This is a genomic window from Corynebacterium ammoniagenes DSM 20306 (assembly GCF_001941425.1).
Lineage (GTDB): Bacteria > Actinomycetota > Actinomycetes > Mycobacteriales > Mycobacteriaceae > Corynebacterium > Corynebacterium ammoniagenes.
In genome coordinates, this window is the sequence record NZ_CP009244.1 from 1,762,509 (window position 1) to 1,775,248 (window position 12,740).

The 12,740-nt window shown below is 55.1% G+C and carries 12 protein-coding genes; all 12 read right to left on the minus strand.

The window, feature by feature from the left end; all coding sequences use genetic code 11:
- Positions 1–2: 2 nt before the first annotated feature.
- The 12 genes from CAMM_RS08070 to rho all read right to left on the minus strand — a co-directional run bounded on the left by CAMM_RS08070 (position 3) and on the right by rho (position 12,730).
- Positions 3–986 carry a F0F1 ATP synthase subunit gamma gene (locus tag CAMM_RS08070; protein ID WP_003848681.1) on the minus strand — a complete coding sequence of 328 codons (984 nt, stop codon included), beginning with the start codon at positions 984–986 and terminating at the stop codon, positions 3–5.
- Between the two features lie 63 nt (positions 987–1,049).
- Positions 1,050–2,690: a F0F1 ATP synthase subunit alpha gene (atpA, locus tag CAMM_RS08075; protein ID WP_040356036.1), complete on the minus strand. Its 1,641-nt coding sequence runs from the start codon at positions 2,688–2,690 to the stop codon at positions 1,050–1,052.
- Between the two features lie 64 nt (positions 2,691–2,754).
- A complete protein-coding gene (locus CAMM_RS08080; protein WP_003848679.1) occupies positions 2,755–3,570 on the minus strand; it encodes a F0F1 ATP synthase subunit delta in 816 nt (271 codons plus the stop codon).
- A 6-nt stretch (positions 3,571–3,576) separates the two neighbouring features.
- Positions 3,577–4,146 carry a F0F1 ATP synthase subunit B gene (locus tag CAMM_RS08085; RefSeq protein ID WP_003848678.1) on the minus strand — a complete coding sequence of 190 codons (570 nt, stop codon included), beginning with the start codon at positions 4,144–4,146 and terminating at the stop codon, positions 3,577–3,579.
- A gap of 46 nt (positions 4,147–4,192) precedes the next feature.
- Positions 4,193–4,432 (minus strand): ATP synthase F0 subunit C, encoded by a 240-nt coding sequence (locus CAMM_RS08090; protein ID WP_003848677.1) that lies wholly within the window; start codon positions 4,430–4,432, stop codon positions 4,193–4,195.
- A gap of 103 nt (positions 4,433–4,535) precedes the next feature.
- Positions 4,536–5,333, minus strand: a complete 798-nt coding sequence (gene atpB / locus CAMM_RS08095) for a F0F1 ATP synthase subunit A (protein WP_003848676.1) — start codon at positions 5,331–5,333, stop codon at positions 4,536–4,538.
- A gap of 720 nt (positions 5,334–6,053) precedes the next feature.
- A complete protein-coding gene (locus CAMM_RS08100; RefSeq protein WP_040356032.1) occupies positions 6,054–6,494 on the minus strand; it encodes a Cg1360 family ATP-synthase-associated protein in 441 nt (146 codons plus the stop codon).
- Positions 6,495–6,591: 97 nt separating this feature from the next.
- Complete coding sequence (locus CAMM_RS08105; protein ID WP_003848672.1) at positions 6,592–7,752, minus strand: glycosyltransferase family 4 protein; 1,161 nt, start codon at positions 7,750–7,752, stop codon at positions 6,592–6,594.
- A 3-nt stretch (positions 7,753–7,755) separates the two neighbouring features.
- Entirely contained in the window at positions 7,756–8,463 is a 708-nt protein-coding gene (locus CAMM_RS08110) for an L-threonylcarbamoyladenylate synthase (RefSeq protein ID WP_003848670.1), read from the minus strand.
- Positions 8,464–8,558: 95 nt separating this feature from the next.
- Entirely contained in the window at positions 8,559–9,431 is an 873-nt protein-coding gene (prmC, locus tag CAMM_RS08115) for a peptide chain release factor N(5)-glutamine methyltransferase (RefSeq protein WP_003848668.1), read from the minus strand.
- A 6-nt stretch (positions 9,432–9,437) separates the two neighbouring features.
- Complete coding sequence (gene prfA / locus CAMM_RS08120) at positions 9,438–10,514, minus strand: peptide chain release factor 1 (protein ID WP_003848665.1); 1,077 nt, start codon at positions 10,512–10,514, stop codon at positions 9,438–9,440.
- Positions 10,514–12,730, minus strand: coding sequence for a transcription termination factor Rho (rho, locus tag CAMM_RS08125; RefSeq protein WP_040356027.1), 2,217 nt, complete (start codon positions 12,728–12,730; stop codon positions 10,514–10,516). The genes prfA and rho overlap by 1 nt, the downstream gene beginning before the upstream one ends.
- Positions 12,731–12,740: the final 10 nt, after the last annotated feature.

The following is a 12,740-nucleotide window of genomic DNA, read 5'->3' on the forward strand; positions in this document are numbered from 1 at the left end:
ATCTAGTCACTTTCTGCGCTTTCGGCGAGCGCGCCAGCGCCACCGACGATTTCTGTGATTTCCTGGGTAATCTGCGCCTGACGAGCCTGGTTGGCAACACGAGACAAGTCCGTGACCAAATCATTGGCGTTGTCAGTAGCAGCCTTCATTGCAGTTCGACGAGCTGCGGACTCAGAAGCCGAAGCTTCCAAGAACATCGAGAAAAGGACGCGTGATACGTACTGAGGCAACAGAGCCGATAGCAAAGTATCTGGATCCGGTTCGAAGTCGTAGTCTGCAGAGATAGCATCTTTGTCTGGAGTATTTTCCAGTGCAGACTCGCCCAGGTGAAGTTCCTCTTCTTTGATTACCGGTTCAATCGGCAACAACTGGTGCGCACGTGGAGTTTGAACCAGCATGGATTCAAACTCGGTGTAGACGACGTGTACTTGGTCGAAACCCTTAACAGTCTGGTCTTCCGTGTTCACGCCCTCACGGGCTGGAGTTGTACCTTCCGAGCCGGCAATGAAGCCGTCAACTAAGTGGTGACGAACGTCGTGGGTAGCTTCCCAGGATGGGTCCTGAGAAAAGCCAGTCCAGCTGCCGACAACTTCCTTTTCACGGAAGTTGTAGTAGCCGACGCCTTTACCACCAGTTACATAGCGAACAACGTCGAAGCCTTGACCCCGAAGGAGTCCTTCGAGCTCGGCAGCCTTCTTAAAGACGTTGTTGTTGTAACCACCACACATACCGCGGTCAGAAGTGACCACGAGTACGGCAGCAACCTTGCTGTCTTCACGATAGCGCAGCATTGGGTGATCCAATGTACTAACCGATGCCAAACGATTCATCATATTCGACATCTCGTTGGCATAGGGCTGCGACGCCTCTACCTTGGCTTGCGCCTTGGTAATACGCGAAGTTGCAATTAGCTCCTGCGCCTTGGTGATCTTCTTAGTCGAGTTCACGGACCGGATTCGGTCGCGTAATTCGCGAAGATTTGCCATGTTGTTTCGCTCCTCCCTTCTATATTTCTATTTCAGTCAATCTGAGTAAGGACCAATGAGTCTTTACTTAGTCGACTTACGGGAGACGGTGACTTCGGTCTTCTTAACTTCGTCTTCATCCAAAGGATCAACTGGAGCTTCAGTGCCCAAGTTGTGGCCTTCGGTGGTGCGGAAGGTAGGAGTGAAGTCTTCGGCAGCAGCCAACAATGCTTCCTTGGACTCATCGGTGAATGCCTTGCCGCCAGCGATCTGCTCGTAGACCTCAGGGGTGTTCTGCTGCAGGTACTCCTGCACGTCCACCTCGAAGCGACGGACATCTTCGACGGGAACGACGTCGAAGACGCCTTCCTCGGCCAAGAAGATGGAAACCATCTGGTATTCCACTGGCTGAGGAGAAGACTCAGACTGCTTCAGCAGCTCAACCAGACGCTCGCCGCGCTCAAGCTGTGCCTTGGACACTGGGTCCAAGTCAGAAGCGAAGGCAGCGAAGCCCTGGAGGTCACGGTAAGAAGCGAGGTCAAGACGCAGGTTACCTGCAACCTTCTTCATACCCTTGGTCTGCGCAGCGCCACCAACACGAGAAACCGAAACACCGACGTTAATTGCCGGACGGACGCCCTGGTTGAACAGGTCGGACTCCAGGAAGACCTGGCCGTCGGTAATGGAAATAACGTTGGTTGGAATGAACGCCGAAACGTCATTCGCCTTGGTTTCAATAATTGGCAGTGCGGTCAAGGAACCAGCGCCCAAGTCGTCGGACAGCTTTGCAGCACGCTCCAACAGACGGGAGTGCAGGTAGAAGACGTCACCTGGGTAAGCTTCGCGTCCCGGTGGACGACGCAGCAGCAGGGAAATCGCACGGTAAGCCTCAGCCTGCTTGGTCAAGTCATCGTAGATGACCAGAACGTGGTTGCCCTGGTACATCCAGTGCTGACCAAGGGCAGCGCCGGAGAATGGAGCCAACCACTTAAAGCCAGCGGAGTCAGACGCAGGAGCAGCCACGATCGTGGTGTAGTCCAAAGCACCCTGCTCTTCGAGGGTCTTGCGGACACCAGCGATAGTGGAGCCCTTCTGACCAATAGCGACGTAGATACAGCGAACTTGCTTGTCCTTGTCGCCGGACTCCCAGTTAGCCTTCTGGTTCAAGATGGTGTCGATGCAGACTGCGGTTTTACCAGTCTTACGGTCACCAATGATCAGCTGACGCTGGCCACGGCCGATAGGCGTCATGGCGTCGATAGCCTTGATACCAGTCTGCAGTGGTTCTTCAACTGGCTGACGCTGCAGCACGGAAGGTGCCTGCAGCTCGAGGACGCGGTCCTCTTCGCCAGCAATTGGGCCGAGGCCGTCAATAGGCTGACCCAATGGGTTAATAACGCGGCCGAGGAATTCCTCGCCCACTGGAATGGAGAGAACCTCTCCAGTTCGCTTTACTTGGTCGCCTTCTTTAAGGGACTCGTAGTTACCTAGAACAACAACGCCAATGGAGTTGGTTTCAAGGTTCTGTGCGACGCCGATTACGCCGCCTGGGAACTCGAGCAGCTCATTCGCCATAACTGAAGGCAAGCCAGAAACCTGTGCAATACCATCAGCTGCCGAAATGACCACGCCGACCTCCTCACGGGAGGCCTCCGCGGAGTAGCTCGAGGTGTAGTTCGCTATCGCGCTACGGATCTCATCGGAGGAGATCGTCAGCTCCGCCATGTTCTTCCTACTCTCGGTAGATTCGTCCAGCACTTACTTAAATCAATTCTGTCGTTGTAGTCAACTACTTCAAAGCGGTACGCAGGCGCTCAATCTTGCCTGCGGTAGAACCGTCAATGACTTCGTCACCTACGCGGATTGTCATACCACCGAGGAGGCTGGTGTCAACCTCAGAGTGGATGGACATCGCACGACCATAAATCTTGCCCAGCTTCTCGGCGAGTACTGCCTGCTGGCCTTCGTTGAGTTCACCCGCGCTAACAACGTGTGCAACGGAACGCCCTTGCAGCTCTGCTGCCTGGGTTGCCAAATGCGCTACGTCATCGATTGGGTTGTGCTCTGGGCGGTCAATTACCTGCAGCGCGAGCGCCTCGGTGAATTTGGTGACCTTTCCGTAGAGCACATCTGCCAGCAACTTGCGCTTACGCGCAGGTTCCGCAGCTCGGTCAGAAAGCAGCTGGGTTAGTTCGCCTTCGCGGTCCAGGATCCGGGACAAGCGGAAGAGTTCATCTTCAACCTGACCTAGTTGTCCTTCACTTTCCGCACCGCGCATCAAAGCACGACGTGAAAGTGCAACCAGACCGGAAACCATCTCGCGAGCGCTCGACCACTTCGAGGATGCAACTTGTTCCAGAACCTGCAGAGTTGCAGCTGAAACCTTTGCGCCGAAGAGATCATCAACGAGCTTCTTGCGGGAGTCGGTGGAGGCAGACTCATCAATGATTGCCCCACGAAGTTCGCGGTCTTCACCCAAAACCTGGGCGACCTCGAACAGTTCCATGCCGGTCAAAGTGGACACTGCGACACCAGCTTGAGCTGCCAGATTAGAATCCAGCGACTCAAGAGCGGATGCCAGCGATTCGCGGCTAGCTGCCTTCATAGTTGCCTACTTTCCGGCCGATGCCACAGAGTCGAGCTCGGACAGGAAGTTATCAATGGTCGATGACTGCTTAGTGGACTCAGAGAGTTCACCACCGAGCAGTTTCTCAGCCAAGTTGATGGAGTTCTGTCCGATTTCGGAACGCAGTTCGGAAACGACCTGAGCACGGGAAGCTTCGAGCTGCTTTTCGCCGCCGGCGACAATACGCTGTGCTTCTTCCTCTGCCTGGGTCTTTGCCTCTGCTTCAATCTGCTTGCCGCGCTCACGCGCCTGCTCACGGATCTCAGCTGCCTCTGCGCGAGCATCGGCAAGCTGTGCGTTGTACTTCTCAAGAGCAGCCTTTGCTTCGGCCTGCTGGGCCTCAGCGCGCTTAATGCCGCCCTCAATCCGGTCTTCACGTTCTTGCAATAGTTCCTGGAACTTCGGAATGACGAACATTGCGAAGACAATAAGGATGATTACGAACGGGATCAGAGACCAGACGATGTCATATGTCTTGGGAAGCAGAATAGAGTTGCCACCTTCCATCGGAAGGGACTCTCCTTCCGCTGCAAGATAGTAAAAGACGTTGTTCATAAGTCTCCAGTCTTAAAAACGGTGGTTTGGTTTTAAACGCGCGCTTTTAGAACAGGAAGCCTGCAACCAGGCCAATAAGAGCAAGTGCCTCAACGAAGGCGATACCCAAGAACATGGTGGTACGTAGCTGGCCAGCCATCTCAGGCTGACGTGCCATACCCTCTACGGTCTTGCCGACCAGGATACCAATACCCAAGCCAGGGCCAATGGTAGCGATGCCGTAGCCGATGGACTGCAAGCCATCGAAGGAGGTCTCGGTTGCCTGAGCCAAGATGATGTCGTTCATGAAAGTCGTTCCCTTTCGAAAATTCTCCGCTAATCGTTCTTTCTAGCGAAGTTGGTGTTGGTTTGAAATTGGGGGTTATTACAAGGCCGTGTTGTTCGCGCCTTTAGTGCGAATCTGCATGAAGTGACAACTCGATGTACACCGCCGTCAGCAGAGCAAAGATATATGCCTGCAGGAAGATGATGATAATCTCGTAGACCGTAAACAGAACCGCTGCGAGCAAGGTCACACCAGACATCGCAGTCCAGCCGTTGAGCTGCCAGAAGAAGAAGTTCGTGGCAGAGTACAGCAGAACCAAAATGATGTGGCCGGCAAGGAAGTTAGCCATAAGACGAATTGCCAGAGTGACGGGACGCAAGATGAAGGTCGAGAAAATCTCAATTGGCACAACCAGCAAGTGCAAAGCCGGCGGAAGGTTAGGAATAACCACCGAGGACTTGATGTACTTGCCGAAGCCGTAACGCTTGGTGCCCGCGTAAATCATTGCGATATACGCAGCAGCCGCCAAGACAATTGGCATACCAATACGAGCGTTCGCGGAGATATTCAGTGCCGGAATAATCGTGGAGACGTTCCAGAAGAGGGTACCGAAGAAAATAGTCGCCAACAGCGGTAAGAAGCGACGACCCTCCTTCTTACCCAGGATGTCTTCAGCAATGTGAATTCGGACGAAATCTAGCGCGTATTCTGCGACGTTCTGTAGTCCCTTAGGAACCAACTTCGGGTTCCTAAATGCTGCAATAAATAAAAGCACCAAGATGACCGTCATAAGAAGACGTACCAACATGATGCGATCAAGTGCGAACCATCCGCCCAACACATCGTCAAACAGGATGTCGCCGTAATATTGCCCCGGGAAAAATTCTGGGTCCAGTTCGGGCGCGTGGAAGCTACCCTTCATGGCCAATGTTGTAACGCTCAGCGTTCTCTCCCGTGTTCGGGCCGTACGATTGTCGTGGTCGTACGGTGCGATGGACGTCTCAAACTCTCTGTCACAACTACGGACTCCGTCGCACATCAGCGAAGTTGTAACAGGGAATCACCGTAAATGGGATACGGCATAAATTTTCGCAGGACACGAATCTTACTAATGCCGCTTCCGCGGTAACCCGCAGGAAATAATATCAGCTCATCACGGGTTATTTCGATCCGCAGGTCAAGGAAACCCCGACCCCCAACCTAACCCCGCCTTCAAATAACAAAATCAGCGCCATCGTCGCAGCCCAGGGGTAGTTTACAGGCGTTAGTAAGGTTCATCACAGTTAATTTCGGGGTTGGTCTTTTACAACCAATCACCCCCACCCAATACCCCCACTAACGCGCGTAAAAATCATCCACCATTCGTAGCTTTACGTGCATGTAATGGGCGTTTCCGGCGCTGGGTCACCACCGAAGACTTTAATGTTTTATATCACATTCATTCGCTCCCTGTCGGAATTTCCAACCTTTGCGAATGTCGCTTTGCCTGATCCTCTGCACCCCCGCAACCCCTACCCCACGCAAAACATCATTGGCACCTGCTTTCAACCCGACGGGCACGCCCCTAAAGATGCGAGATCACTACAGGGAGCACACCAAGCTGTGGCGTGCTCCCTGGTCTTTTCCTCAGGACTGCTGGGACTTAGGAAATATAGGTCACCCGTGAGGTGATAATGCCCCACACCTCGGTGCCAAGGACTGTAATCATGGCTAAAACGATGGTGATGAACATGGCCATCGTGTCATAAAATTCCATGTCCTTGATGATCATAAGCACGATAATCAAGAGCACAACCTTGAGCAGCCAGCCACCAAGCACCACTGCCATCGTGGTCGATGGAGAAGACTTCGACGTCACCAGGACTAATGCCGCAGTAATGAGCACGAAGCCGCCGCCAATGGCAGCACCAACGACTACTCCCCAGATGCCGGGCAAGCCGCGCACGCCGCCCCAAATGGCCAGGGACGCTACAGTAATGATTGCTAGCGCAATGGTTCCAAAACGCAGCGCCCGCTGCAACGGCACTCGTGGATCATCAAAGCTACTAGTGCCGCCGCTATCGTCATTTAAAGATTCACTCACGGTGGCACACTCTACTACAGCAGGTAGAAAACCTAGAACCCATTACCGTGCTGGATACAAAGTGGTCTCGCAACGCTTAACGATGTCGACTAGTTCGTTACTCGTGGTTGTGTGGAGGATGGGACTGCGCACCTATTTTGCCGCGACGCAGCGGAACCAAGGTCACGCCAAACGCTGTAAGCAAGGCAACAATCGTGGCTGCTGTCGCCACCAAGGGCGGGACAATTGAAAAGCTCACGGCGCCGAAAGCTACCGCTGACACCCACAAGTACAGCACCAATACGGTGCGACGATGTGTATGCCCTAAGGACAGCAACCGGTGGTGTATGTGCGCCTTATCGGCCGCGAACGGTGACTTTCCCTGTGAGACTCGTCGTATCACTGCCCAGACTAAGTCTAAGACAGGGACGAAGACCGCAGCGGTCACCACGATAAAGGGGCTCACTAGCGCCACCATATCGGCGGTGCCATATAGCGACTGCGTAATTTTGCCCGACGCCGAGGTGGACGCTGCTGCCAAGAGCAATCCGATCAGCATGGCGCCGGAGTCGCCCATAAATATTCGCGAGGGCTCAAAATTGTGCGGCAAAAAGCCAATACACATGCCCACCAAGCCAGCCGAGATGATAGCGGGCGGATAGGCAGATACTGCCCCGCCTTGGTCATAGAGCACCGTGAGAGAAAAGATTAAAATCGCTCCGCCTGCGATGAGTCCAAGCCCCGCAGCCAGGCCGTCGAGGCCGTCAACGAAGTTAATCGCATTGATTAACAGCACGGTCACGAATGTTGTCAAGATCGAGGACTGGACCTGGTCGAGCAACACGGTGGTTCCGCCATCGATCGGCACAAAGAGCAATGTCCATGACAGCCCTAAGATGCTGAGCAGCGCCGCGGAGACAATCTGCCCGGCAAGCTTCACCAACGCTGAAAGCTCATAGAGATCGTCGATGACACCGACGATCATGATGGCGAGCGCACTCCACATTACTGCGGAAATTTCTGGGGTCACGGGCATAAAGCCACGCGTAAGGGCGGGCAGCTGCTGCGCGAGAAAGATCGCCGCCATAAAGCCGGTAAACATCGCTATGCCGCCCATTTGCGGCGTGGGCTGCGAGTGGCTATCGCGCAAACGAATCTCTGCTACCTTGCCGGTGCGCACAAGGACAGAGCGAACAATCCCCGTCGCCAGGGAAGTAATGGCCGCGGCAACGAGGATTACTAGCCCAAGCTCTCGTAGCGGTACCCCAGAACCAGTCATGAATTACTGCACTCCAGGCTGGTTTCCGTTCGGCTGCTGCAGATTTTGGCCTGGGCGGGTACGCAGACGCTGCGCATCTACGCCGATGACCTCGCTAATACGTTCTGCGGACAAAGCCCCTTCGCGCAAGAGGTAGGGCCAGGGGCCCGAGAGATCAATAATGGTCGATGGTTCACCAATGGGCGCCTCGCCACCGTCCAAGTAAACTGCGACGGCTTTTCCGAGCTGCTGCTTGGCAGCAATAGCCGTGGTCGCTGGCGCATGGCCGGAGATATTCGCCGAAGAAACCGCCATCGGCCCAACTTCACGCAGCAACTCAATAGCAATCGGATGCAGCGGCATACGCAGCATCACAGTGCCGCGCGTATCCCCCAGATTCCACGGCAATGACGGCGCTTGAGGAACGACAATCGAGAGCCCACCTGGCCAAAATGCTTCCGTGAGAAGCTTCATCTGGTCGGTGAAAGACTGCACTAAACCTTTCGCCGTATCCCAGGAACCGATAAGTACCGGCACTGGCATATCGGGCCCGCGATGCTTGGCTGCCAGCAGGCTGGCGACGGCATCATTATCAAAAGCATCACAGCCAAGTCCGTACACCGTGTCCGTTGGGGTCACGATGAGTCGGCCGGACTTCGCGGCCTTCGTCGCTAGCGCAATGCCTTCAGCTCGCTGCTGCTCATCCGAGCAATCGTAAATCTTTCCTTGCATGTGCTGCTCCCCACTAAATGGTGTTGCTTGATGTGTTGATGGCGAAAGGCATATTTAGGTCTTTCATAGTACTACTCGCAGCCGACCTTTCTTGCTTAGCTTCCGCTTGGAGCCTCTGCGAGTACAAACCGCGCAGTACCACCCAAGTCTTTCAAGGGTGAGACGTTGACTAAACCCGCGTCACGTGCTGTTTCTTGGACCGCAACCGATGTGGTGTCATCGTGCTCAATCCCCACACGTGCACCTGGGCGAAGCAATGCCACGATATTAGGCATCATTGCGTGGATAACATCCATGCCGTCATCGCCTGAAAACACGGCGTCGTGCGGATCGAAATAGACCTCCGGAGCCAAGTTGGGCTCTTCCGGAACATACGGCGGATTAGTCACCACAAGGTCAACTTGTCCCACAACTGCGGAAAGCTTATCTAAAAGCTCTGGGCTGGTGACATCAGCTTGAACAATCTCCACGGAAGTTCCGGCGAGATTGCGGTGGGTAAAAGTCAGGGAGGCATCGGAAAGCTCTACTGCAATAATGCGCGCATCCGGGCGATAGTACGAGATATAGGCAGCTAATGCCCCGCTGCCCGTGCACAGATCCACAACCACGGGAGGCGTTTCTTGGTGCCGCGGATGGTTTTTCTGCAAGTAGTTTACCGCCCAGTCAGCAAGGCTCTCTGTTTCTGGGCGCGGGATAAAGACCCCGGGGCCAACTTCTAAATCGAGCGGGCCAAAAGCTGCGGTTCCCATGATGTGCTGCAAGGGCTCGCGCTCGACGCGCCGTGAGATAAGGCCGTCGAATTGCTCGATGTCAGTCGCTTGCGCGCCCAAGGGAATATCCATGTGGCCAACCCCCAGCACGTGTGCCAAGAGCATGCGGGCATCCCAGTCCGCTGAATCTATCCCTGCAGCGCGAAGGCGCTCCGCAGCAATGCGAAGCGCCTCGGCGAATGTAGCCTGATGGCTCATGTGGAACTAGCCTTCTGATTCCATGCGCTCTGCGCGCTCTTGCGCCTGCAAAGCGTCGATCAAGCTGCCCATATCGCCGTCGAGAACAGAGTCCAAGTTATTAGCCTTGTAGCCAATGCGGTGGTCCGTAATACGGTTTTCCGGCCAGTTATAGGTGCGAATACGCTCCGAACGGTCCATGGTGCGCACCTGGGATGCGCGCTGCTCGCCGGCCTCAGCCTCGCGTGCTTCCCGTTCCATCTGCTCTAAGCGCGCCTGCAAAACCTGCATGGCGCGCGCCTTGTTTTGGATCTGTGAACGCTCACGCTGACAGGTAACAACCAAGCCCGTGGGCAAGTGCGTCAAACGCACCGCGGAGTCGGTGGTGTTAACACCCTGGCCGCCTTTACCGGAGGAACGGTAGACGTCAACGCGGAGATCTTTTTCATCGATGTGTACTTCTGCGACCTCATCTGGTTCTGGGTAGACCAGCACACCAGCGGCTGAGGTTTGAATACGTCCCTGGGACTCGGTGACCGGCACGCGCTGTACGCGGTGTACGCCGCCTTCGAATTTGAAGACCGACCAAGCACCATCACGCGACGGAGTCTTGGACTTAAACGTAATCGTCATGTCCTTCACACCGCCGAGATCGGATTCGTTAATACCGATAACTTCCCAGCTAAACCCGCTCTTATCAGCATAACGTTCATACATGCGCGCGAGATCAGCTGCGAAGAGGGCTGCTTCCTCGCCACCAGCACCCGCCTTGATTTCCATGATGATGTCTTCTGAATCATGCTCATCACGCGGTGCAAGCAAGTCAGCGAGCTGCTCTTCGAGCTCGAGAACAACACCTTCTAGGCGCTCGGCTTCATCCTGGAAGTCATGGTCTTCATACGCCATCTCTTTGGCATCAGAAAGATCTTCTTTTGCCTGCGTCAGCTGGGTATGCACGACGATGATCGGACGCAACTCTGCATAGCGCTTCGAGAGCTTGCGGAATTGATTTTGATCAGAGGCGACCTCTGGGTCCGCCATCTGCATCTCAATACCTTGGTATTCAGAGACAATGTCATCTACTAGTGAAACTTCATTGGCCATTAGGAGTAGTCCTCTTCGTCAAGGCTTGCCGTCATAGGCGCCGAGTTCGCAATACCCATGAGGAATTCGCCGTTGGACTTGGTTTTCTTCAGCTGCTTGATCAGCAGGTCGATAGCCTGGTGGGAATCCAAACCAGACAGGATGCGACGCAGCTTGGTCATGATGCGCAGTTCTTCTGGGACCAGCAGCAGTTCATCCTTACGTGTGCCCGAAGGGCTGACATCGACTGCTGGGAAGACGCGGCGCTCCGAGATGGAACGATCCAGCTTCAACTCGGCGTTGCCGGTGCCCTTGAACTCTTCGAAGATGACGTTGTCACCAGTAGAGCCAGTTTCCACCATGGCGGTTGCGATGATGGTCAACGAACCACCATTTTCAATGTTGCGGGCTGCGCCCAAGAAACGCTTCGGTGGGTACAGCGCGTTGGAGTCCACACCACCGGACAAAATACGTCCGGATGCTGGTGAAGAGTTGTTGTATGCGCGGCCCAAACGGGTAATAGAGTCCAGCAAGACGACAACGTCCTTGTCCTGCTCAACCAGACGCTTCGCGCGCTCAATCGCAAGCTCTGCCACAGCGGTGTGCTCTGACGGTGGGCGATCGAAAGTCGAAGCAATCACTTCACCCTTGACCGAGCGCTGCATATCCGTGACTTCTTCCGGACGCTCATCAACCAAGACAACCATCAAGTAGCACTCTGGGTTATTGGTTGCGATGGCGTTGGCAATATTTTGCAAGATGGTGGTCTTACCCGCCTTTGGCGGAGATACAATCAATGCACGCTGACCTTTACCAATAGGCATAATCAGGTCGATGACGCGTGTGGTCAACACATTCGGCGTCGTTTCCAAACGCAAACGCTGGTTGGGGTACAACGGGGTTAGCTTAGAGAAATCTGGGCGGTTTTTCGCCTGCTCTGGCTCCAGACCGTTGATGCTATCGACGCGCACCAGCTGGTTGTACTTGCGACGGTTGCGGCCATTGCCATGAGAATGCGTTGCACCACCGACCTTGACCTGACCGGTTACAGCATCACCAGAGCGCAAGCCCAAGCGACGAACAAGGTTGTTGTTAACAAAGACATCGCTGCCCATTGCGCGGTAGCCCGTGGTGCGCAGGAATGCGACGTTGTGGTCTACAACTTCTAAAATGCCGCCGACTGCCTGCAGTTCATCGCCCTCGCGAATCTGCATGTCGTTGTTCGAGTGACCACCTTCGTTGCCACCGCGGCTGCGACGGTTACGGCGACCACGGCGGCCCCGACGACCGTTGTCATCATCTTGGTTATTGTTGCGGCCCCCGCGATTATCACGGTTATCGCCACCACGGTTATCGCCACCGCGATTGTCGCCGCGGTGGTCACCACGATTGTCGTTATTCCGGGAGTCATTGTTGCCGGAGTGGTCATCGTCGCCACCACGGCCTTCTCCCCGATTATCACCGCGGTTGTCGTTGCGGTCATTACGGTCATTGCGATCATTACGGTCGTTGCGGCGGTTGTTGTTACGGCCGCCGCGCTGACGGTTATTGCGGTGATCGCCCTGGTTGGACTGCGATCCCTCGTTATCGCCATCATGATCGCGGGAATTTCGGCGATCTTTGTTCTGGTCATTGCCAGAATCCTGCTGGTTATCCGAAGAGTCTTGACCCGAGGAATCCTGGGCATCGTCTTGGCCAGAGTCGCTGCGACGGGCGCGGTAGCGACGTGCGCGGCGAGCCTGGGAGCGAGATTCATAACGATGATCGTCATTGTCATCGCCGTCGTTGTGCGAAGAGCTATCGGCCTTAGCAGCACTGTCATTAGCGCTCGAAGCAGCGGCAGATTCCGCATTGTCCTTCGAAGCGCTGTGTCCCTGGTCGTCCTGCGCGGATTCTTCGGCGCGGGCGGAGCTGGTGGAACGAACTACCCGACGTGGACGTCGAGCACCAGATTTGGGCTTGTCCTCGGCATTGGCGCTGTCTGCTGCAGGGGATGTTTCCGCAGCAGCGTCATCTTTCTTCGCAGCCTGTGGCGCTGCAGCAGCGGCCTTGGCAGGCTCTTTTTTGGCAGAAGTTGCCGTCTTCCCCGGCACTTGGCCGGTCACAATTGCGGTAATCAGGTCGCCTTTGCGCAAACCTGACACTCCACGCAAACCCTTCTGTGCTGCGATTGTGCGCAGCTCAGTTAGCTTCAGGGAGGCCAAATCCTTTGCGGAGTTGATGTCCGTATCGCTCACGGATGTCCTT

What these genes read in the sequence shown, in the direction of transcription:
- CAMM_RS08070 (WP_003848681.1), bottom strand. Translation starts at nt 986, where the DNA reads ATGGCAAATCTTCGCGAATTACGCGACCGAATCCGGTCCGTGAACTCG.
- atpA (WP_040356036.1), bottom strand. Translation starts at nt 2,690, where the DNA reads ATGGCGGAGCTGACGATCTCCTCCGATGAGATCCGTAGCGCGATAGCG.
- CAMM_RS08080 (WP_003848679.1), bottom strand. Translation starts at nt 3,570, where the DNA reads ATGAAGGCAGCTAGCCGCGAATCGCTGGCATCCGCTCTTGAGTCGCTG.
- CAMM_RS08085 (WP_003848678.1), bottom strand. Translation starts at nt 4,146, where the DNA reads ATGAACAACGTCTTTTACTATCTTGCAGCGGAAGGAGAGTCCCTTCCG.
- CAMM_RS08090 (WP_003848677.1), bottom strand. Translation starts at nt 4,432, where the DNA reads ATGAACGACATCATCTTGGCTCAGGCAACCGAGACCTCCTTCGATGGC.
- atpB (WP_003848676.1), bottom strand. Translation starts at nt 5,333, where the DNA reads ATGAAGGGTAGCTTCCACGCGCCCGAACTGGACCCAGAATTTTTCCCG.
- CAMM_RS08105 (WP_003848672.1), bottom strand. Translation starts at nt 7,752, where the DNA reads ATGACTGGTTCTGGGGTACCGCTACGAGAGCTTGGGCTAGTAATCCTC.
- CAMM_RS08110 (WP_003848670.1), bottom strand. Translation starts at nt 8,463, where the DNA reads ATGCAAGGAAAGATTTACGATTGCTCGGATGAGCAGCAGCGAGCTGAA.
- prmC (WP_003848668.1), bottom strand. Translation starts at nt 9,431, where the DNA reads ATGAGCCATCAGGCTACATTCGCCGAGGCGCTTCGCATTGCTGCGGAG.
- prfA (WP_003848665.1), bottom strand. Translation starts at nt 10,514, where the DNA reads ATGGCCAATGAAGTTTCACTAGTAGATGACATTGTCTCTGAATACCAA.